A 23,712-nucleotide genomic window follows, 5' to 3' on the forward strand; every position below is an offset into this window, starting at 1 on the left:
ATGGAGCTGATATCGGGTATTTCCTTAGGTTTTATTCCCATTTTAATAGGTTTTATTTTACTCTATGCGACTTTTAAACAGGTGCCCACTTATGAAAGCTTTGTAGAAGGGGGAAAGGAAGGTATTAAAATTGCTGTTTCCATTATTCCTTTCCTCGTTGGGATGCTCGTTGCCATTACCGTATTCCGTGCATCTGGTGCATTGGATGCTTTAATGAATTGGATTCGGCCGGCCATGGAGGCAATCGGAATTCCTGCTGAAATTGTTCCATTGCTGTTTATAAGGCCTATTTCGGGAACGGCCGCATTGGGGATGACCAGTGATTTAATCAAAGTGTACGGTCCGGATTCCTTCATTGGAAGACTAGCCTCTGTTCTGCAAGGAAGTACGGATACAACTTTTTATGTTTTAACCGTGTATTTCGGTGCGGTTGGAATTAAAAAAATGGGTGACGCCCTAAAGGTTGGTCTATTAGCGGATGTAGTCGGAATTGTTGTTGCTATCATCGTGGTTGCATTTGTTTTCGGAACAAAATAGAAAAAATTTAAACGTAAAAAAAGCAAGTTCCTGTGAAAGGAACTTGCTTTCTTTATTTTACTATATCATTAGCTTTGAAAAATGTCGAAGTTATGTCATAATTCATTAGGATGGAATAATCTAATTGTTTCCTTTATTACCGGAAACATGCATGATGTATTAAAGTAAACTCTTCGAGGTGGAAAATATATGGAACGATTGCAAAAAGTAATGGCACAAGCGGGCATTGCTTCGAGAAGAAAATCGGAAGAATTAATAAAAGAGGGAAAAGTGAAAGTAAATGGGAAAATTGTTACCGAGCTTGGTGTAAAGGTATCTTCATCCGATAAAGTTGAAGTGAATGAAATACCAATTGAACGGGAAGTACCAGTTTATTTCTTATTGTATAAACCACGCGGTGTGATCTCAAGCGTAAGCGATGATAAAGGCAGAAAAGTGGTTACAGATTTCTTTTCGGATTATAAAGAAAGGGTTTATCCTGTCGGACGCCTTGATTATGATACATCAGGACTTTTACTCCTGACGAATGATGGAGAATTTGCGAACCTATTGATGCATCCAAGGAATGAAATCGAAAAAGTTTATGTAGCAAAAGTAAAAGGAATTCCCCAAAAAGAAAGTTTAAGAAAATTGGAAAAAGGGATTCGGCTAGAGGATGGGAAAACAGCCCCCGCAAAAGTCAAAATGATGTCATTGGATAAAAAGAAACAAACAGCGATTGTTGAAATTATTATCCATGAAGGCCGCAACCGCCAAGTAAAAAGAATGTTCGAAGCGATTGGTCACGAGGTAATAAAATTGAAACGTGAGCGCTATGGATTTTTAACATTAAATGGTCTATCAGTAGGGGATGCAAGAGAACTAACCCCTCATGAAGTTAAACAATTAAGAGCATTAGCAATGGAATTTACCAAGAAAAATTCATAGAACGTTCACATTTGCTTATTGTTATTAATGAAATGGTTATGTTCGTAAATGATATAATTGAGTCAAATTGTGTCAAATGGGCTTACTGGAGGGGTACAAATGAAAAAGCGGCGTTTAGTAATGAGAACCATTATTTTGCTTGTTCTTGGTTTAGCAGTTGCTTATACGCTATATCAAAATTTAACTAAGGATGACCGGCAGGAAGTTGCAATTGGAAAACCGGCACCTGACTTTGTTTTAATCGATATGCAGGGGAAAAAACATCGTTTATCCGATTATAAAGGACAGGGGGTATTTCTAAATTTCTGGGGAACATGGTGCAAGCCATGTGAAAAAGAAATGCCTTACATAAATAACCAATACCATCAATTTAAAGATAAAGGGGTACAGGTTCTCGCGGTTGATATTAACGAATCGAATATTGCCGTAAATCAATTTGCGGAACGCTATAGTCTTGATTTTCCAATTGTAATTGATAATGATAAGCAAGTGATGAATGTCTATGGTATTGATCCGCTTCCAGCAACATTTTTAATTGATAAAAACGGCGATGTTGTTAAATATTTTACTGGTCAATTAACGGAGGATAAAGTAAGGGAATTTATGGAGAAAATTAAACCTTAAGGTTGTTGGGAGTTTTTATCATGAAAGATGTAAAATGTGAATGCGGACATGTGAACCCTCATGGAACCGTGTTATGTGAAGCGTGCGGAAAGGTATTGGATGAGCAAGAGAGTGAAAAACAACTTGTAGATATGCGATATGAAGGAAGTGCACGCCGTTCACAGACCTATAATAAAACCTTTATTGATAAAATATGGAATTTCTTCTCTTCTGTAAAGGTAGGCGTATGGCTGATTGTCATCACTTTAATTGCCTCCGCGATAGGGACCATTTTCCCGCAGCAAACGTACATTCCGCAAACGATGCCGGCAGAAGACTTTTACCAGCAGGAATATGGCTGGTTGGGAAAATTATATTACCAGCTTGGCTTTAATGATTTATACGGATCATGGTGGTATTTATTATTAATTGCAATGATTGGGATTTCCCTTGTTATTTGTAGTCTTGACCGGGTTGTACCTTTATATAAGGCTTTGAAAGCGCAAAACGTGACAAGACATGAAGGTTTTTTAAAGCGTCAGCGCGTTTTTGGAGTTAACACGTCCATTAATGCAGAAGATTTCACAAAGGTAAAAGAACATTTAAAAGGAAAACGCTACCATATTCGTGAAGAAAATGGAGATTTGTTAGCTGAAAAAGGACGTTTTTCCCGCTGGGGTCCGTATGTAAATCATGTTGGTTTAATTATCTTCTTAATTGGTGGCATGCTTCGTTTTGTTCCGGGTATGTATGTTGATAAGTCGTTGTGGATCCGCGAAGGAGAAACTGCGGTAATTCCCGAAACTGACGGAAAGTATTACCTTGAAAATAATAAATTTATTTTGCAGCTCTATAATAAAGATAAAGATAAAAAATTTGACCAAGCTCTTAATAGAGTAAATCAAGTAGCTAAAAATTATCAATCTAATGTAGTTTTATATGAAAGAGTTGGCAAGAACATTCCGGGGGAAAAGCCGAAGCTTAAGAAGGTAAAAGATTACAGCATTCGTGTTAATGAACCATTAACGTTTAATGGCTATTCAATTTATCAGGTCGATTACAGGCTGGATGAGCTTCAATCAATGTCCTTTGCAATGACGGATAAAGCAACCGGCAAATCTTTTGGAGACTTAAAAATCAATCTTTATAATCCGAAGCCTGTTTATAATCTTGGTAATGGGTATTCTGTAAAGATTCTAAGCTATTTCCCTGATTTTGAATTTGAAAAAGGCGGCGGACCTACTACTAAATCAAGGATTCCGAACAATCCTGCTTTTGTATTTCGGATGATTACACCTGATAAACCAAAAGGTGAAACGAGTTTTGTGGCAATCCGGCAAAATATTGAGCCATTTGGCAATAATAAGTATAAAATGACATTTAGAGGAATTGAGACGAAAAATGTTTCCGGATTAACGGTTAGAAAGGATTTAACGCTTTGGGTTATTATCCTGGGCGGGATTATTTTCATGATCGGAGTTGTCCAAGGGGCCTATTGGAATCATCGAAGAATCTGGATTCAACGTAAAAATGGAGAAGTGTGGGTAGCAGCCCATACAAATAAAAACTGGTACGGTCTAAAACGAGAAATAGAAACGATTTTAGAAGACACAAAATTTATCATGCCGGAAGATCAGCTTCAAAAAGGATTGACGGAGAAGGAGGAAGCATAGTTGGTATCGATTAGTAGTAATTTACTGTTTATCGCTTTTATACTCTATTTAATTGCGACCTTATTTTATGGAGGAGCAATTAAAGCTAAAAAAGGTATGGACGAGAAAAAAGGAATCAACAGTTGGGGAAAAATCGCTGTTTTTTTAACAATAATTGGTTTTATCTCTCAATTAGGATACTTTATTCTCAGGTGGATTGCTTCTGGACATGCGCCAGTAAGTAATATGTTTGAATTCACAACCTTTTTTGGTATGGCGCTTGTCGGAGCATTTATTGTTATCTTTTTAATTTATCGGACTGTTCTGCTTGGACTATTTACAATGCCGGTAGCCATTTTGGTCATTGCCTACGCAAGTATGTTCCCTCGTGAGATAACGCCATTAATTCCGGCCTTACAAAGTTATTGGCTCTATATCCATGTTACAACCGCAGCAATCGGTGAAGCGATATTAGCCATAAGTTTCGCTGCAGGGTTAATTTATCTTGTAAAAGCGGTTAACCAATCAAAACCAAGTAAACAAACATTTTGGCTTGAAATCGTCATGTTTGGGCTTGTTACAACATTAGGATTTGTTTTAGTATCTTCCGTTTTTTCCGGAGCAGGTTATAATGAGAAATTTAATTGGATTGATAAAAATAAAAATCAAGTGCAAGTAGAATACAAGATGCCCGCAGTGATTGGACCTCATAAAGGGGAATTACTTACAAAGGGCGGTTTTGAACCGGTTGTAGAAATGCCGGCAATGATTAATGCGAAGAAAATGAATACGGTTATGTGGTCTTTTGTTGGAGGGCTGATTCTTTATGGAATCATTCGATTGCTGCTCCGAAAGCGGATTGCTGCCGCACTGCAGCCATTTGTTCGAAATATTAAGCTGGATTTTGTTGACGAAATTAGCTATCGTTCAGTTTTAATTGGTTTTCCTGTATTTACACTGGGTGCTCTTATTTTTGCAATGATTTGGGCCCAAGTTGCCTGGACAAGATTCTGGGGCTGGGATCCGAAGGAAGTTTGGGCTCTCATTACCTGGTTGTTCTATGCAGCCTTTTTACATCTGCGACTATCAAAGGGATGGCACGGTGAAAAATCCGCATGGCTTGCAGTGATCGGCTTTGTAATTATCATGTTTAATCTCGTGGCCGTTAACCTAGTAATCGCAGGACTTCACTCATACGCGGGTTAAAAATCAATATAGATAATTTATAGCCTTCACTTCAGAAAGTGAAGGCTATTTTTTAAAAAATCTTAATTATAGTTATTCTGCTTTGTCATAATTTTGACACTTTTAGGAAACCATTTCTTTTGAAAATATAGCAAAAAATAAACTCATTTTGTAAAATAACAACATGGGGGGATTATTAATGGAAAAAGACGTAAAAATCTTAGTTGTAGATGATGAGGAAAGAATTCGCCGACTCCTAAAAATGTATTTAGAACGTGAAAATTATATAATAGACGAAGCTGAGGATGGATATGAGGCTTTGTTTAAAGCGATAGAGAATGAATATGATGTAATCCTTCTTGACCTTATGATGCCTGGGAAGGATGGCATTGAGGTTTGCCGTGAACTGAGGGAAAAGAAAGCTACTCCCGTCATTATGTTAACGGCAAAAGGTGAAGAGGTAAATCGGGTTCAAGGTTTCGAGGTTGGAACAGATGATTATATAGTAAAGCCTTTTAGCCCAAGGGAAGTTGTCCTGCGTGTAAAAGCACTATTAAGGAGATCGTCACAAACAAGTTTTTTACAAACCGAGACAACAACCAAAGACGTTATTGTTTTTCCGTTTTTGACAATTGATAATGATGCACATAGAGTGAGCGCGGAAGGAAAAGAAGTCAGTTTAACACCAAAAGAGTATGAATTACTTTATTTTCTTGCAAAATCACCGGATAAAGTTTTTGACCGGGAACAATTATTAAAAGAAGTATGGCATTATGAGTTTTTTGGTGATTTACGGACGGTTGATACACATGTCAAACGTCTTCGTGAAAAATTAAATAAAGTATCTGAGAATGCCGCAAGGATGATTGTAACCGTTTGGGGCGTTGGATATAAATTCGAGGTCGTAAATGGATGACCTTTTTACGAAGTGTAGTAGGTAAGCTCTGGATTACCATCCTATTACTGGTTTCAGTTGTTCTGTTTATTTTAACTGTAATGCTCCTTGAATTTTTCCAAAATCAAAACATTCTTGAAACAAAAAATAATTTAACTCATTCTGCTGAGAAAATTGCCCGAGTGTTAGAGGAACATCCAAATGATCAATTTTCACTTGCTTTAGAAATATCTTGGGAAATAATTGATGATGTTACGAAAGTAGTCATTGTTAAAAATGATCATGAGATTTACTATTCTCCAAACACGAAAGAAGAAAAAAGATTAACAATTTCCGATATTAAAAAAGACCCTGAATTAGCGAAGGTATTTAAAGAAAATAGAACTGTAGAAAAAATATCGAACTTTACGGCAGAACAAAGTGAAAATAATCAAGATCCAAGCTATTCTATTATCGGAGTGCCGCTGCATCTGCCAAATGAAAAAATGGGTGCAGTATTTATCTACCAGTCATTGAAAGATATGCAGGAAACGACCCATTCGACAACGCGATTTATTTTACTGGTTGCCGGAGTTGCTATTATCTTAACTACTATATTTGCTTTCTTTTTAATAACACGAATTACAGCACCGCTTAGAAAAATGCGAGAGGCAGCATTTGAGGTAGCGAGAGGGAAATTTGATACAAAGGTTCCGATTCTCACACATGATGAAATTGGTGAATTAGCAACAGCTTTTAATCAGATGGGTAGGCAATTGAAATTTAACATGAATGCCCTAAGTCAAGAAAAAGAGCAGTTGGCAAGTATCCTGAGCAGTATGGCAGATGGAGTTATTACCTTTAATCGGGATGGGACCATCTTAATTACCAATCCGCCAGCAGACAGGTTTCTTCACTATTGGTATTATGAAAAAGGTTTATCGTCAAATTCAGAGGCAATTCCTTCAAAGGTTATGGAGCTTTTTCAACAGGCAGTTGATACCGAAAAAGAGAAAATGGGTGAAATTTCTCTACAAGGACGTCATTGGGTCATCCTTGTAAGCCCGCTTTACAGCAATCGGTTTATCCGGGGGGCTGTCGCGGTTTTACGCGACATGACGGAAGAGCGGCAGCTCGAGAAAATGAGAAGAGACTTTATTGCAAATGTCTCTCATGAACTTCGAACACCTATATCGATGCTGCAAGGATATAGTGAAGCGATTGTCGATGATATTGCTGAAACCCAAGAAGAGAAAAAAGAAATGGCAAAAGTTATTTATGACGAATCGTTACGAATGGGCCGCCTGGTTAACGAACTGCTTGACTTGGCAAGGATGGAAGCGGGGCATATTCAACTAACTGTAGAGGAAGTGAATCTTCCTTCCTTTATAAACAGGATTATTCATAAATTCCAAGGTCTTGTAAAGGAGCATGAAATCTCCTTAACTTCAGATATCGGGAACATAGTAAATCCAATTTCTTTCGATCCCGACCGTATTGAACAGGTCTTAACAAATCTAATTGATAATGCAATTAGACATACACCTAAGGATGGGACTGTTACGTTAAAGGTCACCGAGGAAAGTAAAGGAGTTGTCATTGAAGTAGCCGATTCTGGATCTGGTATTCCTGAGGAAGATTTACCCTTTGTCTTTGAACGTTTTTATAAGGCGGATAAAGCTCGTACAAGAGGAAGGTCCGGGACCGGACTGGGCCTTGCCATTGCTAAAAATATTATTGATGCCCATCATGGACATATATCTGTCCATAGTAAAATCGGTCAAGGAACGACATTTTCCTTCTTCCTTCTTCAAAAATAGAGGATGGAATGGGGATTTTTGACGATTGTTCTTGATACACGGGAAACAATTCAACTCATCCATTTCTAAATGGGTGGGTTTTTTGTTTAGGTTTATTTCTCAAGGATTGTTGTTTTTGTAGTAGGTTTTGAATGGGCAAACTGTTAATTAAGAAGTTGATTGGAACGGAAGGTGCGAGACTCCTGCGGGAGCAGCGGGACAGGTGAGACCCCACAGGAGCGTTGCTCCGAGGAGGCTCAACGCCCGCCCCGCGGAAAGCGAGCATCCCTACGTTCCAATCAACGACTCTGTTCATTAGCAACAAACTTTACGAAAACAGGCTTTGTTTATATTTATTACTCCAAGACATTTATATCCAAAAAATTCCTTCCTTTTTTACCGAAAACAGTCTATATTTAATTAATGAAACTTTTTATACATATATGTCGACTAATCTTTTGAACGGGGAGGGGATTAAATGGACTCCGTTTTCGATGAACTTTACGATAAATATCATCACGACGTATTTCAATTTCTATTTTATATGGTTAGAAATAAAGAACATGCAGAGGATCTTGTCCAAGAGGTCTATATTCGTGTATTTAAATCTTATAATCGTTTTGAGGGGAAAAGCAGTGAAAGGACATGGCTGTTTTCAATTGCTAGAAATGTAGCCATTGATTTTTTCCGAAAGCAAAAAGGGTGGAAGGACCGATTATTAGAAAAGTTTGATTGGTCAACAAGTCAAGTGAAGGATGAATATCCAATTCCTGAGGAAATTACAGTACAAAAAGAAGAAATTATGAGTGTGTACAAATGTTTGGAATATTGCACGGTAGACCAAAGATCTGTCATTATTCTTCGATATATCCATGATTTATCAATAGCGGAGACAGCCGAAGCACTCGGTTGGACGGAAAGCAAGGTCAAAACAACACAACATCGTTCGTTAAAGATACTAAAGAAACTTATGGATTTGCTTTCCGAAAAGGAGGGATTAAAAAGTGAAAAAGTCAGAGTGGAGCGATAAACAGCTCGAAGAATTACTGCGGCAAATGCCTAAAATTAAAGATCATCGCGATCCTCGTGACATTTACCAAAACCTTTCTTTAAAAAAACAGAAGAGGCCAGTCTGGGTAATTCCTGTAATTGCTTCTGCTGCAGCTTTACTTCTTATCGTTATTCTAATTCCAAAATTACTTGTAGGAAATCGATTTTCTTTGAGTCAAGAAGATGAAAAATCCGAAAGAAAAATGGAACTGATATCAAAAATGCAAGACAAAGCCATCGAGATGAAAAAAAGACAATCATCCTCGAAATCAATGGATTCAACCGGTGCAGAAAAATTTGGACTTATGCGTGAAATGAATCTGAAAACAGCTGCCTATGAAGGAGAAATTGGGAATAGGAAGATTTTAACTTATTGGATTCCCGATCATCAAGGTCAAATTTTAATTCCTGTTTCCACCATCGTGAATCGAAAGGCAAGTCAATCGTGGATCACCCTATTCAATGAAAATATGGTTCATTTAAAAGAGGAAAAATGGGGGTTAAGTGATTATTATCCAATGAATGCGACTTTGACCTTAAATGAAAAAGAGAATAGTGTGAATGTTGATGTCCCAAGAAATCATCCATACGGGCAGGGCGCTAATGAAACCATTTTTGTAAACGCAATAAAAAAGGATATTTCAACTAACAGTAATGTAAAAAGAATACGGTTTTCAACCAATCGCCACCCGGGGATTGAATTAGGGAATTTCGGTCATTTGGAAGAGATAAATGCTGAAAATGAAAATAAAAGGGCTTTTTTCCTTTACCCTTCAAATAATCAGAATAAACCATTTTTAGTTCCATCAGTAAGTAAATATAATACGATAAATGCGGCCTTTACGGCGATGAAAAATGATCAGTCTGAATGGGGCCTACAGGCCTCTATTTTACCTGCAATGAAATTTAGGAAGATGGTAATTAAAAAGAACACCCTCTACCTGACGCTAAATGAAAAATCTATGTTAGAGGATTCGCCGAAAACAATATATTCAATTGAAGCGTTATTATTAACAGCAAAAGAGTTTGGAATAAAGAGCGTGTTTATTCTAGATGCGCCATTAACACGAGTTGGAATCTTTGATTTAACAAAAGAAATCAAAGTTCCAGTAGCACCTAACTTACGATCCACACCATAATTTAAAACGGTCAACCAGTTGTCTTTTTAAATGTATAAAAAGAAGAATCAATCCAAATTATAACAAGTATGCTTTACCATTCCTCTCCAAGAAGGTTCTAAACAGGATCTAAATAACATATTGTGTGTTGGAGAGGAACAGATGTAAGGAGGAAAGTTAGTAATGTTGGATTATTTGAAAAGGTTTTTGATTGCGGCTATTTTAGCATTATGTGTCAGTTTGTTATTTTTAGGGGGGAGACATACTGAAGCAAGCATGCTAAAGGCAAGTGAAGCGAAGGTTGATTGGATTTGGCCCGCAGATGGTGTCATTTCTGATACATATGGAACAAGACTCGGGAAACATAAAGGAATTGATATAGCAGGAAAATTAGGCTCTCCTGTATTGGCAGTTGATGATGGAGTAGTGGTAAAATCCTATTACTCTAATACATATGGAAATGTAGTTTTTATTAATCATCTAAATCAATATGTTACCGTTTATGCGCATTTAAATAAGCGGTTTGTAAGTGAAGGACAAACGATCAAACAAGGAAAAATGCTTGGAGGAATGGGGAGTACAGGACAAGCTACCGGAGTGCACCTTCATTTTGAAACACACGAAACTGCCTGGACCTATGATAAGAAAAATGCATTCGATCCTGAAAGATTGTTAGGTAAAGCAGAAGTTGGCGAAGCAGTACAAGGAGGAATCGCAAGCAGCGGTGACAATATTGTAGCAGCAAGTTCAGATTATCGACAGGAATTACGGGCAAATGTAGATCAATACATTGTCAAAAAAGGCGATACCTTGGCATCCATTGCGAGGAAAAAGAATCTTTCTATTGAAAAAATCAAGCATATGAATCGGCTTAAATCAGATTTAATAATGCCTAAACAAATCTTATTTGTACCTGAATAACCAAACAAGCCTGCAAAAAAGCGGGCTTTTCTACTTTCCAATTTTCAATTTATAAAGTATAATTAAAGGAAAATAATATCGATCTATCTTCGGGGCAGGGTGAAATTCCCGATCGGCGGTATTGAGATACATTTCTCTAAGCCCGCGAGCCTTTTTAGGCAGGATTTGGTGTGATTCCAAAGCCGACAGTATAGTCTGGATGGGAGAAGATGGAGGTTCTGCAAACGTTCAAAAAATTTTTATTTAATGGACGTTTATTAAGCTTGCCTAAAACTCCCTCAAGAAAATTTCTTGAGGGTTTATTATTTATGCGGGCTGCTATATTTGCTGAACCTCTCTTCCTAACTTGATGGATCAAAAAGGAGAGAGGAAAATGAAAAAAATGAAAGTAAAAGTGATTGTATCCATTGGAATGTTAAGCGGAATTGCCTATCTTTTAATGCTGCTAAACTTTCCGCTGCCAATTTTCCCTAATTTTTTATTAATTGATTTTAGTGATCTTCCAGCATTGATGGCTGCATTGATTTTTGGACCAATTGCAGGTATTCTCGTAGAACTTTTTAAAAATGTTTTAAATTATTTTATGACAGGTAGTGTTACGGGTGTCCCTGTAGGGCATATTGCCAACTTTGTCGCCGGACTTCTGTTCATTTTGCCTTCATATTATATATATATGAAATTAAAAACCCGAAAAGGGATGACATTTGCTTTAATTATAGGAACCATTACAATGGGGGTTTTAATGAGTGTCTTAAATTATTTTGTCATTTTTCCTGCCTATACCTTCTTTTTAGGGATGGAAGAAATGTCAGCTCCGGCACTTCGAACTTTGGTTATAACTGCTATTCTCCCTTTTAATATTCTTAAGGGCGTGGTCATGTCAGGGATTTTCATGCTCTTATTTATTCGAATGCAAGCTTGGATTAAAAAACAAGCAATCATTAAAAGCGCATAATAGAGTAAAAAGCAACAGGTTTTGGGCCTGTTGCTTTTTACTTTATTAGAAAAGCGCAGGCGCCGGAGCTGGACCATTCTCAAAGCAATTTATAAATTCTTATCCTATAAAAAAAACCCTCTCTAAAAGAGAGGGCCAGTAGCTCAACTGTATTACCTTTTTTATTCGAATTTAGTTGGATTGCCCTCAAATGGTTCGTCAGCAACTTTAATTGAATCAGTAGGACAGCCTTCAAATGCATCCATCATGTCATCGACCAATACATCTGGGATTTCAACGATTCCTTCGTTATCGTCAAGAGTTACAAATGCAATGCCATCATCATCGTAATCATAAATGTCTGGTGCCGCTGCTCCGCATGCACCACAAGCAATGCAAGTCTCTTTGTCAACAATTGTGTACTTCGCCATGAAAAAAAACCTCCCAATAAATAACAAAAATTATTATTACTCTTTTCCACTTTTACAGGGAAAAGCATTTCTCATTCCTATTGTAAAACTGTATGTGTAACTTTTCAATAGAAAAATGGTTACAAATCAATGGTTGTTTTAGCTTGCCCATTATTCTTTAACATTTTCATGAAACCAAATTGACCATTTCATGGTAGAATAAAAAGAAAAATGACTGAATTTGTTGTCGAATTTAAAAGAGTGGTGGGGCTGATGCAATCCTTAGAAAACATTATTCTATATTGTTTAAAGCAATTAAATGGGGAACGAACGATCTATTCCATTTACCATTTGTTAAATGGAAAAAAATCATCACAAACCATCCAAGATGCACACCTATACTCACTTAAAAAATTTTTCCGAATTATCGAACCATTAACGAGAGAGTTTTTTGATACCATTGTACAAAGGATATTTAAAAAGGGATGGATTAGCAAGATCAGCGACCATCAATTTTTAATTACTGCGTCCGGGGAAGATCAATTAAAAAAACATTCACTGCCCCGCTATTTGAATGGCTGGGAGTATCAACATTTAACCAATCCATTTTGGGAGAGGCTTTCCTTACTTGTACAGGTCATCTCTAATTTAGTCTATCAAGAAAATCGATATATTCCGATACAGAAAAATAAAGATGCCCATTTATGGTTAAAAAAAATGATAAAAAGTTTTAAACGCCCGCGGGATGAATTGGGAAGATTGCTTTTATCAGAAGTAACCAATGCCCTTGAAAGATCGGCGGACATTGAGCCGGAAGTCGTGATTTATCGATTAACCGGTTATCGGCAAATTGGTTTAACAGCTGGACAAACCGCAAAAATGTTAAAGATGGAAAACCTTGAATATCATATCGAATTCATCAATATCATCCATTTTTTAATCCAAACAATTGAAACAGATTCCAAACGCTATCCGCTCTTATCATCCATTTTCCAAGGGTTAAGGAAAAATGATTCATTAACGATATCAGCACGTAAAACATGGGATTTATTAAATAAAGGATTTAGCATCGATGATATTGTAAAACTGCGTCATTTAAAACAAAGTACGATTGAAGATCATCTTGTCGAATTTGCTTTAAATTTAAATGAATTTTCAATTGAAACCTATGTGGATAAAGAACTGCAGAATAAAATAATCAATCTTTCTATTCAATTACAAACGAGGCAATTAAAGTTAATCAGAAACAGCTTAAGTCAGGCAAGCTATTTTCAAATTCGCCTGGTTTTGGCAAAGTATGGTGAATTGCAATGGAATTAGAAGTACTATTAAAAAAACATTTTGGATTTGATACCTTTAAAAAAGGGCAAAAGGAAGCTGTCTCATCGATTTTGGCAGGCAAAAATACATTGGCTGTTCTTCCTACCGGCACGGGAAAATCTTTATGCTATCAGTTCCCCGGATATGTGCTTAATGGACAAATCATTATTATATCCCCGCTTTTATCGCTCATGCAGGATCAAGTCGAACAACTAATGCAAATGGGTGAAAAAAGGGTTGTTGCATTAAATTCCTTTCTTTCTTCTGAAGAGAGGAAAAATGTTCTCCAAAACTTAAGAAATTACAAGTTTATTTTTATTTCACCAGAAATGTTGGGGATCCCCTTTATGATTCGAAGGCTTCAAGAGCTGTCAATTTCGCTGTTTGTCATTGACGAAGCACATTGTATTTCTCAATGGGGCTATGATTTTCGTCCGGATTACTCAAGAATAGGTGATGTTCGTAAGAAATTGGGCAATCCGCTTACGTTAGCGCTCACGGCTACAGCTACAAAAAAGGTTCAGGAAGATATTATCCAATCCCTCCATCTGCAACAGTTTGAAATGGTTGAGTCCACGGTCGATCGCCCCAATATTGCCTACTATGTAGAAAAGCTGGAAGATAGCATTGAAAAACAAAAGCGGGTTTCAGATCTGGTTTTAAAGCTGCAGGCACCAGGAATCATTTATTTTTCGAGTAAAAAAGCAGCAGAACAAGTTGCGCAGTATTTAGCAGAGAATGGTGTAGATAAAGTGATGGCCTATCACGGTGGCCTGGATCATGAGCAGCGAATTTTAATACAACAACAATTTATTTATGGGCAATTAGATGTCATTTGCGCTACCAGTGCTTTTGGAATGGGGGTAAATAAAGAAAATATTCGGTATATCATTCATTACCATATGCCAATGCAGCTCGAGTCGTATATACAGGAAATCGGCAGAGCAGGGAGAGATGGTTTGCCAAGCGTTGCGATTTATTTGTATTCTCCATGGGATGAACAGCTTCCATTACAGCTAGCGGAAGGAGAATTACCCTCTAAACAGCAGCTAGACTGGCTGTTTTCAAAAATGAAGGAACATCGAATTACAGACGGGGAACATTTTAGCCTTAGTGACGAATTAAAAGAAATTGGTGGATTTTCAGAAATACAGTGGAGAATCATTCAACATTTTATGAGACAGTATCAGGATATAGGGAAGCTAAATGAATTAAAGTCAATCATTACGAACTATGTAGATGAAAGACTGACAGTAAAGAAAAATAATATTTTTCTAATGAAAAAATGGGTAGAATCCAACACGTGCAGACGTGAATTTATTCTAAATTACTTTGAAGAGGCGCCGATCACAAACAAGGTAAATCCTTGCTGTGATCGATGCGGAATGATCCTTCATGATTTTCAATCTTTGGATAGAAAGAATTCTAATGACGAAAGACAAAAGAAATGGAAAGAATATCTTGGAAAAATTTTAATCCACAGTGAGATGAGTAAATGAAAAATAAGTATATTGATTTAATTAGGGGGCTATCAGATCGGGAATTACTATTCCATCTGTATATGACTCAAATGATTTTATTATCTATTTCAATTATTTTAGGTTTTATTTTATTTGATCATTTTTCTTTCCTTAACCATTTTCGCTTGAATGACATTATGATTGTGAAAATAGGGCTTCCCGCAGGAGTTTTGGTGGTTTTGGTAGATATTGCGCTTATGAAATGGCTGCCATCCTCTTATTACGACGATGGCGGTCTTAATGAAAGAATTTTTAACAATAAAAATATGCTTCAGATACTTTGGATTGCTGCACTTGTGGCATTTTGTGAAGAATTATTATTCCGGGGAATCATTCAAACAAAGGTTGGTTTAATTTTTGCCAGCGTTATTTTTGCTGTGATTCACTATCGGTATCTTTTTAATTGGTATTTATTTTTCAATATTGTTTTGCTTAGCTTTTTCATTGGATTTATTTACGAATGGACAAATAATTTTGCTGTTACAACAGTAATGCATTTCGTGATCGATTTTCTATTGGGGATGTATATAAAAATGAAACATAAGCAGATTGATAAATGGGAAGGGGACGCACCATGAATCCAGAGGAACCATATAGAGATCAGGCTGAGAGGTTAAAGCGCCGAATCGAAAAGATAACAGAAAAGCCGGAAAATGGAGGAAAATTACCACCAAGAGGCCAGCTTCACCGTCAAAAACCGAAAAAAAAGAAGGTCAAGTTAAAATATCCGGTTATACGCATATTGGTTTTATTGTTTATCCTTCTGCCAATCACATGTTTCAGTATTATTTCTTACTATCATGGAAAAAAAATAAACGAGGAACAGGAAGTTTTAAGCAATCAATCCGGATATGAATCCATCAATCTTGAAGCGGCACAGCATGATAAAGAAACGATTCCAAACACTCCTAAAACGGAAGAGCAGAAAAAAAAGAAAGATAGCGGTGAAACGGCGATTTCTAGTGATAAAAAAACAACGATACAAACTGCAGCAAGTCAACCGCCGAAGAAGAATACAGAGACAAAAAAACCGGTACAAAACACAACAGTAGAGCGTCAAACTGGGCAAAATGAACTTGAAAAAAATAAAGACGAGCAGCCCAAAGCAGCTGCATCAGCAGAAAAAGGTAAAATCATTTATCATACCGTACAACCGAAAGAAACTTTATTTAGAATCGCTATGAATTATTATCATTCCAAATCAGGGATTAACATTATCCGGAATGCCAATCATCTTGTAAATAATCAAATTTATACTGGTCAAGTTCTAAAAATACCCTTAAATAACTAACCGATCAGTAAATTGGTCGGTTTTTTTTTAGGTTAAACATATTTTTCAGGACAAGTTCATAGGTATATAAGGAGAAATGGAGGGGATGAAATGGATGCTCCAATCCTTAAATTACAATATACGGATGAAACAACGAAACAAATTCTTGAAAATGTTAGAAAGAGAAAAAAGAAATTTGATGACGCAAAAAAATTGCATAATTTTTGGATTATGGCAACACTTGCCGTGTCTTTTATATATTTGTATTACTTCTATATTGTGATAGGAAAGCAATATTCCTATTCCTTTTTTGCAATGTTTTCCGCTTCGGTTAGTGACTTTAAGAATTTAATCTTATTAGCTATGACCATTTTAATGTATGGGTGGATGAATGTATTAAAACAAAAAAAGGATAAATTCGAAAAAGAATTTCATGAATTACGATGTGAAGTAGTTGATAGAAGCAAGGATTTATGGAAGAAGGAGGAACAATGGAAAAATCGCCATATTGATTTTGAAATTATGAAAAAAATATATGACATTAATCTTTATCATGCAAAAAAATAAGAAGCAGCCATTGAGCTCGCTTCTTATCTGATCTAGAAGATTTTCTTTCGGTCACGTTCTTCTTTCAAGATTTCTACTGCCTCCCGGAAACGCTGGGAGTGGATGATTTCCCGTTCGCGAAGAAAACGGAGACTATCGTTAATGTCCGGGTCATCACTTAAATTTATTAACCACTGATAAGTAGCTCGTGCCTTTTCTTCTGCTGCAATGTCTTCATATAAATCAGCAATCGGGTCACCTTTTGCTTGGATATATTGAGTGGTAAACGGTATCCCTGCTGCATTATGGTAGAATAGTGCACCATCATGATCTGCAAAATGGCCACCAAGCCCTGCTGCTTTCAATTGCTCGGGTGTAGCATCTTTTGTTAATTTATAAACCATCGTTGCAATCATTTCAAGGTGGGCAAATTCCTCTGTACCAATATCGGTCAGGAGGCCAATAACTTTATCTGGTATGGTATAGCGTTGATTTAAATATCTCAAAGCAGCGGCTAATTCCCCATCAGCACCACCGTATTGTTCAATTAAGTATTTTGCCAATGTTGGATTACAGGTACTAACTTTTACTGGATATTGTAGCTTTTTTTCATAAATCCACATTTAATCCGCTCCTTATATAGAACAGTCTACTACCACTTTGAACTTAGATTACTATTCATCTTCAGCGTCCAACGACTAGTGTACTTCGCTAAAGGGACTTTCCGCTTTTAAATTTGCCAAGGCCAAGGAGTATCATCCCAATTCCATGGATGTCCTGAGTAACTGTTGCCGAATTGCAATAAAGGGCCAAATTGGCTTTCGAATGCTTTTTTCAGTCGTTTTCGCTCTTTTGCATAGTGGTTGAATTGGTTAATGGCTTCAAAATCGTCATTATGCGTATCAAGGTAGAGGGTAAGTTCTACTAAAACAAAATCTACCGCTTGCAGCTGCTCCATTAATTGATAGTATTCCGGAGGGAGTTGTTTCATGTTGGCGTTCCCCCTTTAGATTTTTCAAGAGAATTGAAGTAGGGATCATAAAAGTCCCTCCATAATGTTCCTGCCCTAAGAGCCTCCATGGGTGTAAATTGCGGTAAATTTGGCGGTTGAAATCCCATATATAAATGTGGCGGGGTTGAAAAAGTTTTAACGGTTATCGGCTTACAAGGGTCGAACTGGCTTACAAATGGGTGATAAGATTTATAATGAGTACTCATCATAACCCTCCTTGTTTTAACATCATAGATAAATATATGATGTGAATTTGGTAACATGCCAACAAAGTTTAACAACTTTGAGGGTTTTGGACGGGATTATTGAATTATAATATTGTTGTAGGATTAAAAGTCACGAGGTGATGAAGTTGTTCGTAAAAAACATGATGATTTCCAAGTATGAGTGTTTTACAATTCAGTATGATCAAACATTGAAACAAGCTTTGGAGCAATTAGAAAAACACCAAATTGATGGATTACCAGTACTTAATGGAGCAAAGTATGCAGGTGTAGTAACTCGGTATGGAATTTACGAAAACTATTTTAATTCTAATCAGGAGCGCGATGACTATCTTACTTCTACAACTGTAGATGAGGTTGCAACCCATCAGGATAATTTCCTGGAAGGGGGAGAAGTGTTTGAAAAAACACTTTTAGAGCTTAAAGATTTTCCTTTATTGGCTGTGGTTGATTCAAGTGGTATTTTCCTTGGTGTTGTCACACGTTCAGATGTGTTGGCGGCATTTGAAAGCGCATTTGGGGTAAACCGTCCAGGTGTCCGAATTGCCTTCACTTCCGTCGAAACGGAAGGCAGAATTGCCCGCCTTTCAGAAATTGCTCATCATTTCCATGAACACATAATCTCACTCGTTACATTCGATGAAACGGATAAACTTGTACGAAGAATTGTAATGAAGATTGAAAAGAAGGATAACATTGATAAGTTTACGAAAAAGCTTGAAGAACATGGATTTAGAATTTTAAGTATTCAAGAAGACGATTAAGTGCTTGGGGAAAGAAATGTTTCCCTCTCATGCATTGGTATGGGAGGGATTTTTTAACTTGAAATATTTCTCTTTTTTAGTTTGAGTTTTCGGTATGGTATGATTTCCATAGAACGTTAGAACGTGTAAAGGGGAAACTGTGGAACATGTTTATTATTATCATTTTGATTTTGGGAATTTTCCTTTTGTTATTTATGATCATGCAAGCATTTCTAAATCGAGTAATGGAAGTGGAAATAGAATTCAGTGATTTTCCAAAATCATTTGGCAAGGTGTCTCTTTTTTTTATATCTGATATACATCGGCGCAGTATTTCTGACAAAATTATTAACACTTTAAAAGGAAGAACCGATCTGGTCATTATTGGTGGGGATTTAACTGAAAAAGGTGTTCCATTTTCAAAAGTAAAGGAAAATCTGCAAAAATTAAAACACCTTGGCCCTGTTTATTTTGTTTGGGGGAATAATGATTATGAAGTGGACTATCACGAGTTAGATGCCCTCCTATTAGATTTAGGAGTTAAAGTTCTCGATAATACAGCTGTAACCTTTGAATCAGGTGAAGGAGATAAATTATGTCTATTAGGGGTTGATGACCTAAGTCAAGAGCGTGATCGGCTCGATTTTGCGTTAATGGATGCCGACCCAAATAGTTTTAAAATCCTTGCCAGTCATTATCCGCAAATTACAGAGAAAATTCAACATGAACACGAAATACGGCTTGTGCTCAGCGGACACACACATGGAGGACAAATACATATTCTTGGGTATAGTCCTTACAAAAGAGGAGAACTGAAAAGTTTAGAAAAGACTACTCTGCTAATTAGTAATGGTTACGGAACAACAAGCGTTCCGTTAAGGCTGGGAGCTCCCGCAGAAACCCATCTAATTACACTGAAAAACGGTAACTAAGCGATTTGGCGAGGTAGACAATTCACCATTAATCTGCAATGACATAAACTAAACACAAGAGTTATGTCACGGCAGGGGGCAAAAGCATGCGCTTAGAACGCTTAACAGCCAATAAAATTAAAATTTTCTTAACCTCTGATGATTTATTTGAGAGGGGTCTCTCCAAGGAGGATATTTGGAAGGACTCGATAAAATGGCATCAGCTTTTTCACGATATGCTGGAAGAGGCAAGTGAGGAATTCGATGTAGAAATACAGGGTTCTGTTGCAGTGGAAATTTTCTCATTACAGGCTCAAGGAATGATTATGATTATTACCGTCGATGAAATCACTGAAGATGATGAATCATTATTCGATGGGTTTATTGAAATGCAGGTTAGGGTGGAGGGGTCGGAAGACCTTTTGTATGAGTTTGCAAGTTTTGAAGATATCATAAATCTTTCGAAGAGGTTAAGTTTAATCAATATTTTAGCCGGTACTCTATATACGATGAATGACCAATACTATTTACTTCTAACGAAATTGGATGAGATCACAAATGAACGAACGGCATCCTTATTATCTGAATATGGTGAGCCCTCTTTACTTAGTCCATACATGCTTGAAGAATACGGTAAAAAAATAATTGAAAAAAAAGCGGTGGAAACCATTCTCCATTTTTTTAAATAGTTTCTGGTCAATTCCGGAAGGGAGCCACCGCTCCCTTCGGTTAATAAATAGTGTTTTTATCCTCCAAAAAATACCATATGCATAAGAAAGACAACGTTTGCACAAAATTTTCATAATAAAGTGTGAAACTTAATTTTTCTTCTTGCATTAATCTTTTAAACGTGTATACTTGTCTCTGAAAGCGGACAACATTCGTAAAAGAGATTCTTAGGAGGATTACAAATGGTAGCCGAAAATGGTACTGAGAAGACTAATCAAGAGGAAACGAATAATGTGTTAAAATCTACACAAACCGTTATTCATAAAGCTCTTGAAAAATTAGGTTATCCTGAAGAGGTGTACGAACTTTTAAAAGAACCATTACGCATGATGACAGTAAAAATTCCAGTTCGTATGGATGACGGTTCAACAAAAATATTTACTGGTTATCGTGCCCAACATAATGATGCTGTTGGTCCAACAAAGGGCGGTATTCGTTTCCATCCTGGTGTAACAGAGACGGAAGTGAAAGCCCTTTCAATTTGGATGAGCTTAAAATGTGGTATTGTTGACCTTCCATATGGCGGGGGAAAAGGCGGAATCGTGTGTGATCCACGTGATATGTCCTTCAGGGAACTTGAAAGATTAAGCCGTGGCTATGTGCGTGCAATCAGCCAAATCGTTGGGCCAACAAAAGATATTCCGGCTCCGGATGTATTTACAAACTCTCAAATCATGGCTTGGATGATGGATGAGTATAGCCGGATTGATGAATTTAACTCACCTGGATTTATTACAGGAAAGCCGCTGGTATTGGGAGGATCTCATGGCCGTGATTCCGCAACAGCGAAGGGCGTTACCATTTGTATTCGTGAAGCCGCGAAAAAACGAGGCATTGATATTAAAGGCGCCAAAGTTGTTGTTCAAGGTTTTGGTAATGCCGGCAGTTACTTATCCAAATTTATGCATGATGCTGGGGCAAAAGTAGTTGGCATTTCAGATGCGTACGGAGCACTTTACGATCCGAATGGACTTGATATTGACTATTTATTAGATCGCCGTGACAGTTTTGGAACAGTAACTAAATTGTTCAATAATACAATCTCAAACAAAGAATTACTTGAGCTTGATTGTGATATTCTTGTTCCAGCCGCAATTGAAAATCAAATTACGAAGGATAATGCACATGATATTCGTGCTAAGATTGTTGTTGAGGCTGCTAATGGTCCTACAACACTCGAAGCAACTGAAATTTTGACAGAACGCGGTATTCTGCTTGTGCCCGACGTATTGGCATCTGCTGGTGGTGTAACGGTATCTTACTTTGAGTGGGTACAAAACAATCAAGGTTACTACTGGACAGAAGAAGAAGTAGAAGAAAAGTTAGAAAAAATTATGGTTAAATCCTTTAACAGCATTTACGATACAGCGCAAACACGCCGTGTCGACATGCGCCTTGCAGCCTATATGGTTGGGGTAAGAAAAATGGCAGAAGCAAGCCGCTTTAGAGGCTGGATTTAAGCATTCATCATTGAAATATTACAAAAAAACTCCTATCATAGACGATGGGAGTTTTTTTACTTATGTACTGAATCCAAGGGAGTGCACATATATGCAATTAGAAGATATCATTATTGTTGGCGGCGGACCATGTGGTCTTGCTGCGGCTATTTCTTTAAAAGAAATTGGGAAAAACCCGCTTGTTATTGAAAAAGGGAATGTTGTAAATGCTATTTACAATTATCCAACCCATCAAACCTTTTTTAGCACCAGTGAAAAATTAGAAATTGGTGAGGTTCCTTTTTTAACAGAAAATTATAAGCCGCGGCGTAATCAGGCATTGGTATATTACCGGGAAGTAGTCAAAAGAAAACAGTTACGCGTAAACGCCTATGAAAAGGTAACAAAGGTAACGAAAAAAGGAAAATTATTTGAAATCGAGACGGATAAATGCACCTACCAGGCGCCATATGTTGTGATTGCAACGGGGTATTATGATCACCCTAATTATATGAATGTGCCTGGAGAAAAGCTTTCAAAAGTTTTCCATTATTTTAAAGAAGCGCATCCTTATTTTGATAAAGATGTTTGTGTAATTGGTGGTAAAAATTCCAGCGTGGATGCAGCGATTGAACTAGAGAAGGCTGGGGCAAGAGTTACGGTACTATATCGAGGAAATGAATATTCCCCTAGTATTAAACCATGGATCCTACCTGAATTCGAAGCTTTGGTTCGCAATGAAAAAATTAAGATGGAATTTCGCGCCCATGTAAAAGAAATTACTGAAAAGCAAGTAATCTATGTTCAAGATGGAGTGGAGCATACCATAGATAATGATTTTGTTTTTGCGATGACAGGCTATCATCCTGATCAACAATTTCTTAAAACAATGGGGATTGACATTGATCGGGAGTCAGGACGGCCTTGCTATAATTCCGATACAATGGAGACAAACATAGAAGGCGTATTTATTGCAGGTGTAATTGCTGCAGGCAATAATGCAAATGAAATTTTTATTGAAAACGGGCGTTTTCATGGGGGACTTATTTCCAAATCCATAATAAACCGTGAAATAAAATAAGGCTCACTAAACTAGAAGAATCTTTCATTTAAAATATGTTCGTTACATGATACGATATAGAAAACGGATTGAAAAGAGGATCCTAAATGCTGGCAATTTTATCGGCGGGAATTGCTCCCGGCTTAGCCTTATTAAGTTATTTTTATTTAAAAGATGAATATGAAACAGAACCTATTTCCGTTGTTCTAAGAACATTTTTGTATGGGGCTCTTCTTGTTTTTCCTATAATGTTTATCCAGCACGTGTTTGAAGCGGAACATCTAATAAAGTCTGATGTTATTGATGCTTTCTTTAGTTCAAGTCTTTTAGAGGAATTCTTTAAGTGGTTTATTCTATTTTATGCCATTTACTCACATGTTGAATTTGATGAGCCATTCGATGGAATTGTATACGGTGCTGCAGCCTCTTTAGGTTTTGCGACTGTAGAAAATATTTTTTATTTAGTGGCTAATGGTATTGAGCATGCTGTTTCACGTGCATTACTTCCCGTTTCAAGCCACGCCCTTTTCGGTGTAATAATGGGTTTTTATATTGGAAAGGCAAAATTTACAGATGGCTCGAAAATAAAATGGATTATCCTATCACTTCTTTTACCATTTGCTCTTCATGGATTTTATGATTACATTCTGATAACCCAGGAAAACTGGATCTATATTATTTTTCCTTTTATGATTTTTCTTTGGTGGTTTGGATTAAGGAAGGTTAAAATGGCGAAAATCCTGAGTGCAAATCATTTTAAAAAGAAATATTCCGTGCAAAAATCCCTTCAATCCTAATGAAGGGATTTTTTTTGTATTATAAGAATTAATAAATTGCTTTGAGAATGATCCATCTCTGGCGCCTAGTCCCTTGAGGTCACAAGCCAATCCGTTCAAAAGGTTAAAGAACAACCTTTCGGCCGGCTTGT

At 36.9% G+C, this 23,712-nt stretch carries 26 protein-coding genes and 1 riboswitch; of the genes, 22 read left to right on the plus strand and 4 right to left on the minus strand.

Translation table 11 applies throughout. The annotated features are described in order from the left end of the window. The 11 genes from BIV60_RS09215 (at position 1) to BIV60_RS09265 (ending at position 11,621) form a co-directional block, all read left to right on the plus strand. Complete coding sequence (locus BIV60_RS09215; RefSeq protein WP_071355440.1) at positions 1–537, plus strand: spore maturation protein; 537 nt, start codon at positions 1–3, stop codon at positions 535–537. 189 nt (positions 538–726) lie between these two features. Then, positions 727–1,464: a 23S rRNA pseudouridine(2605) synthase RluB gene (rluB, locus tag BIV60_RS09220; protein ID WP_071355441.1), complete on the plus strand. Its 738-nt coding sequence runs from the start codon at positions 727–729 to the stop codon at positions 1,462–1,464. A gap of 99 nt (positions 1,465–1,563) precedes the next feature. Further along, positions 1,564–2,088, plus strand: coding sequence for a thiol-disulfide oxidoreductase ResA (resA, locus tag BIV60_RS09225; RefSeq protein WP_071355442.1), 525 nt, complete (start codon positions 1,564–1,566; stop codon positions 2,086–2,088). Positions 2,089–2,108: 20 nt separating this feature from the next. Further along, on the plus strand, positions 2,109–3,740 hold the full coding sequence (gene resB / locus BIV60_RS09230) for a cytochrome c biogenesis protein ResB (RefSeq protein WP_071355443.1): 1,632 nt from the start codon (positions 2,109–2,111) through the stop codon (positions 3,738–3,740). Further along, positions 3,741–4,925 carry a c-type cytochrome biogenesis protein CcsB gene (ccsB, locus tag BIV60_RS09235; protein ID WP_071355444.1) on the plus strand — a complete coding sequence of 395 codons (1,185 nt, stop codon included), beginning with the start codon at positions 3,741–3,743 and terminating at the stop codon, positions 4,923–4,925. A 178-nt stretch (positions 4,926–5,103) separates the two neighbouring features. Next, complete coding sequence (locus tag BIV60_RS09240; RefSeq protein ID WP_071355445.1) at positions 5,104–5,820, plus strand: response regulator transcription factor; 717 nt, start codon at positions 5,104–5,106, stop codon at positions 5,818–5,820. Beyond that, positions 5,817–7,598, plus strand: coding sequence for an ATP-binding protein (locus tag BIV60_RS09245; protein WP_071355446.1), 1,782 nt, complete (start codon positions 5,817–5,819; stop codon positions 7,596–7,598). Before BIV60_RS09240 ends, BIV60_RS09245 begins: the two co-directional genes overlap by 4 nt. 457 nt (positions 7,599–8,055) lie before the next feature. Next, on the plus strand, positions 8,056–8,607 hold the full coding sequence (gene sigX / locus BIV60_RS09250) for an RNA polymerase sigma factor SigX (RefSeq protein ID WP_071355447.1): 552 nt from the start codon (positions 8,056–8,058) through the stop codon (positions 8,605–8,607). Continuing rightward, the gene (locus BIV60_RS09255) at positions 8,582–9,766 is read left to right on the plus strand and encodes a hypothetical protein (RefSeq protein WP_071355448.1); all 1,185 of its coding nucleotides are present in this window, start codon (positions 8,582–8,584) and stop codon (positions 9,764–9,766) included. The genes sigX and BIV60_RS09255 overlap by 26 nt, the downstream gene beginning before the upstream one ends. A 162-nt stretch (positions 9,767–9,928) precedes the next feature. Then, entirely contained in the window at positions 9,929–10,666 is a 738-nt protein-coding gene (locus BIV60_RS09260) for a peptidoglycan DD-metalloendopeptidase family protein (RefSeq protein WP_071355449.1), read from the plus strand. A gap of 81 nt (positions 10,667–10,747) precedes the next feature. Further along, positions 10,748–10,881, plus strand: a riboswitch (FMN riboswitch). Between the two features lie 158 nt (positions 10,882–11,039). Beyond that, on the plus strand, positions 11,040–11,621 hold the full coding sequence (locus tag BIV60_RS09265) for an ECF transporter S component (RefSeq protein ID WP_071355450.1): 582 nt from the start codon (positions 11,040–11,042) through the stop codon (positions 11,619–11,621). A 161-nt stretch (positions 11,622–11,782) separates the two neighbouring features. On the opposite strand, the gene BIV60_RS09270 is transcribed toward BIV60_RS09265, so the two are convergent. Continuing rightward, on the minus strand, positions 11,783–12,031 hold the full coding sequence (locus BIV60_RS09270; RefSeq protein WP_071355451.1) for a 4Fe-4S domain-containing protein: 249 nt from the start codon (positions 12,029–12,031) through the stop codon (positions 11,783–11,785). Between the two features lie 252 nt (positions 12,032–12,283). Between BIV60_RS09270 and BIV60_RS09275 the strand changes: the two genes are divergently transcribed. The 5 genes from BIV60_RS09275 (at position 12,284) to BIV60_RS09295 (ending at position 16,687) form a co-directional block, all read left to right on the plus strand. Continuing rightward, a complete protein-coding gene (locus BIV60_RS09275) occupies positions 12,284–13,330 on the plus strand; it encodes a YpbB family protein (RefSeq protein WP_177177258.1) in 1,047 nt (348 codons plus the stop codon). Next, complete coding sequence (locus BIV60_RS09280; protein WP_071355452.1) at positions 13,321–14,829, plus strand: RecQ family ATP-dependent DNA helicase; 1,509 nt, start codon at positions 13,321–13,323, stop codon at positions 14,827–14,829. The genes BIV60_RS09275 and BIV60_RS09280 overlap by 10 nt, the downstream gene beginning before the upstream one ends. Next, complete coding sequence (locus BIV60_RS09285; RefSeq protein WP_071355453.1) at positions 14,826–15,428, plus strand: type II CAAX endopeptidase family protein; 603 nt, start codon at positions 14,826–14,828, stop codon at positions 15,426–15,428. The genes BIV60_RS09280 and BIV60_RS09285 overlap by 4 nt, the downstream gene beginning before the upstream one ends. Continuing rightward, on the plus strand, positions 15,425–16,141 hold the full coding sequence (locus tag BIV60_RS09290; RefSeq protein WP_071355454.1) for a LysM peptidoglycan-binding domain-containing protein: 717 nt from the start codon (positions 15,425–15,427) through the stop codon (positions 16,139–16,141). Before BIV60_RS09285 ends, BIV60_RS09290 begins: the two co-directional genes overlap by 4 nt. A gap of 90 nt (positions 16,142–16,231) precedes the next feature. Beyond that, positions 16,232–16,687 (plus strand): YpbF family protein, encoded by a 456-nt coding sequence (locus BIV60_RS09295; RefSeq protein WP_071355455.1) that lies wholly within the window; start codon positions 16,232–16,234, stop codon positions 16,685–16,687. Between the two features lie 32 nt (positions 16,688–16,719). Here the strand turns inward: BIV60_RS09295 and cotJC are convergent, their stop codons facing one another. From cotJC to BIV60_RS09310, 3 genes are all read right to left on the minus strand, one after another. Further along, entirely contained in the window at positions 16,720–17,289 is a 570-nt protein-coding gene (gene cotJC / locus BIV60_RS09300) for a spore coat protein CotJC (protein ID WP_071355456.1), read from the minus strand. Positions 17,290–17,396: 107 nt separating this feature from the next. Continuing rightward, positions 17,397–17,657: a spore coat protein CotJB gene (locus tag BIV60_RS09305; protein WP_071355457.1), complete on the minus strand. Its 261-nt coding sequence runs from the start codon at positions 17,655–17,657 to the stop codon at positions 17,397–17,399. Continuing rightward, positions 17,654–17,884: a spore coat associated protein CotJA gene (locus BIV60_RS09310; RefSeq protein ID WP_071355458.1), complete on the minus strand. Its 231-nt coding sequence runs from the start codon at positions 17,882–17,884 to the stop codon at positions 17,654–17,656. Before BIV60_RS09310 ends, BIV60_RS09305 begins: the two co-directional genes overlap by 4 nt. A 146-nt stretch (positions 17,885–18,030) precedes the next feature. Here BIV60_RS09310 and BIV60_RS09315 point away from each other — a divergent pair, with 146 nt between their 5' ends. From BIV60_RS09315 to prsW, 6 genes are all read left to right on the plus strand, one after another. Continuing rightward, a complete protein-coding gene (locus BIV60_RS09315) occupies positions 18,031–18,666 on the plus strand; it encodes a CBS domain-containing protein (protein ID WP_071355459.1) in 636 nt (211 codons plus the stop codon). A 146-nt stretch (positions 18,667–18,812) separates the two neighbouring features. Then, complete coding sequence (locus BIV60_RS09320) at positions 18,813–19,577, plus strand: metallophosphoesterase (protein ID WP_071355460.1); 765 nt, start codon at positions 18,813–18,815, stop codon at positions 19,575–19,577. An 86-nt stretch (positions 19,578–19,663) separates the two neighbouring features. Then, positions 19,664–20,245, plus strand: coding sequence for a genetic competence negative regulator (locus BIV60_RS09325; protein ID WP_071355461.1), 582 nt, complete (start codon positions 19,664–19,666; stop codon positions 20,243–20,245). A 222-nt stretch (positions 20,246–20,467) separates the two neighbouring features. Further along, positions 20,468–21,745: a Glu/Leu/Phe/Val family dehydrogenase gene (locus tag BIV60_RS09330; RefSeq protein WP_071355462.1), complete on the plus strand. Its 1,278-nt coding sequence runs from the start codon at positions 20,468–20,470 to the stop codon at positions 21,743–21,745. A 91-nt stretch (positions 21,746–21,836) separates the two neighbouring features. Beyond that, complete coding sequence (locus BIV60_RS09335; protein ID WP_071355463.1) at positions 21,837–22,805, plus strand: YpdA family putative bacillithiol disulfide reductase; 969 nt, start codon at positions 21,837–21,839, stop codon at positions 22,803–22,805. Positions 22,806–22,891: 86 nt separating this feature from the next. Further along, entirely contained in the window at positions 22,892–23,581 is a 690-nt protein-coding gene (gene prsW / locus BIV60_RS09340; protein WP_071355464.1) for a glutamic-type intramembrane protease PrsW, read from the plus strand. Positions 23,582–23,712: the final 131 nt, after the last annotated feature.

Source organism: Bacillus sp. MUM 116 (genome assembly GCF_001866655.1).
Lineage (GTDB): Bacteria > Bacillota > Bacilli > Bacillales > Cytobacillaceae > Neobacillus.

Excerpts from the sequence above, each read along its gene's own strand:
- BIV60_RS09245 (WP_071355446.1), top strand. The coding sequence starts at position 5,817 with ATGACCTTTTTACGAAGTGTAGTAGGTAAGCTCTGGATTACCATCCTA.
- BIV60_RS09335 (WP_071355463.1), top strand. The coding sequence starts at position 21,837 with ATGCAATTAGAAGATATCATTATTGTTGGCGGCGGACCATGTGGTCTT.
- BIV60_RS09330 (WP_071355462.1), top strand. The coding sequence starts at position 20,468 with ATGGTAGCCGAAAATGGTACTGAGAAGACTAATCAAGAGGAAACGAAT.
- BIV60_RS09325 (WP_071355461.1), top strand. The coding sequence starts at position 19,664 with ATGCGCTTAGAACGCTTAACAGCCAATAAAATTAAAATTTTCTTAACC.
- resA (WP_071355442.1), top strand. The coding sequence starts at position 1,564 with ATGAAAAAGCGGCGTTTAGTAATGAGAACCATTATTTTGCTTGTTCTT.
- resB (WP_071355443.1), top strand. The coding sequence starts at position 2,109 with ATGAAAGATGTAAAATGTGAATGCGGACATGTGAACCCTCATGGAACC.
- BIV60_RS09275 (WP_177177258.1), top strand. The coding sequence starts at position 12,284 with ATGCAATCCTTAGAAAACATTATTCTATATTGTTTAAAGCAATTAAAT.
- prsW (WP_071355464.1), top strand. The coding sequence starts at position 22,892 with ATGCTGGCAATTTTATCGGCGGGAATTGCTCCCGGCTTAGCCTTATTA.
- BIV60_RS09260 (WP_071355449.1), top strand. The coding sequence starts at position 9,929 with ATGTTGGATTATTTGAAAAGGTTTTTGATTGCGGCTATTTTAGCATTA.
- BIV60_RS09290 (WP_071355454.1), top strand. The coding sequence starts at position 15,425 with ATGAATCCAGAGGAACCATATAGAGATCAGGCTGAGAGGTTAAAGCGC.
- BIV60_RS09240 (WP_071355445.1), top strand. The coding sequence starts at position 5,104 with ATGGAAAAAGACGTAAAAATCTTAGTTGTAGATGATGAGGAAAGAATT.
- cotJC (WP_071355456.1), bottom strand. The coding sequence starts at position 17,289 with ATGTGGATTTATGAAAAAAAGCTACAATATCCAGTAAAAGTTAGTACC.
- BIV60_RS09310 (WP_071355458.1), bottom strand. The coding sequence starts at position 17,884 with ATGAGTACTCATTATAAATCTTATCACCCATTTGTAAGCCAGTTCGAC.
- BIV60_RS09265 (WP_071355450.1), top strand. The coding sequence starts at position 11,040 with ATGAAAAAAATGAAAGTAAAAGTGATTGTATCCATTGGAATGTTAAGC.
- BIV60_RS09320 (WP_071355460.1), top strand. The coding sequence starts at position 18,813 with ATGTTTATTATTATCATTTTGATTTTGGGAATTTTCCTTTTGTTATTT.
- BIV60_RS09215 (WP_071355440.1), top strand. The coding sequence starts at position 1 with ATGGAGCTGATATCGGGTATTTCCTTAGGTTTTATTCCCATTTTAATA.
- BIV60_RS09270 (WP_071355451.1), bottom strand. The coding sequence starts at position 12,031 with ATGGCGAAGTACACAATTGTTGACAAAGAGACTTGCATTGCTTGTGGT.
- BIV60_RS09305 (WP_071355457.1), bottom strand. The coding sequence starts at position 17,657 with ATGAAACAACTCCCTCCGGAATACTATCAATTAATGGAGCAGCTGCAA.
- BIV60_RS09280 (WP_071355452.1), top strand. The coding sequence starts at position 13,321 with ATGGAATTAGAAGTACTATTAAAAAAACATTTTGGATTTGATACCTTT.
- BIV60_RS09295 (WP_071355455.1), top strand. The coding sequence starts at position 16,232 with ATGGATGCTCCAATCCTTAAATTACAATATACGGATGAAACAACGAAA.
- BIV60_RS09285 (WP_071355453.1), top strand. The coding sequence starts at position 14,826 with ATGAAAAATAAGTATATTGATTTAATTAGGGGGCTATCAGATCGGGAA.
- sigX (WP_071355447.1), top strand. The coding sequence starts at position 8,056 with ATGGACTCCGTTTTCGATGAACTTTACGATAAATATCATCACGACGTA.
- rluB (WP_071355441.1), top strand. The coding sequence starts at position 727 with ATGGAACGATTGCAAAAAGTAATGGCACAAGCGGGCATTGCTTCGAGA.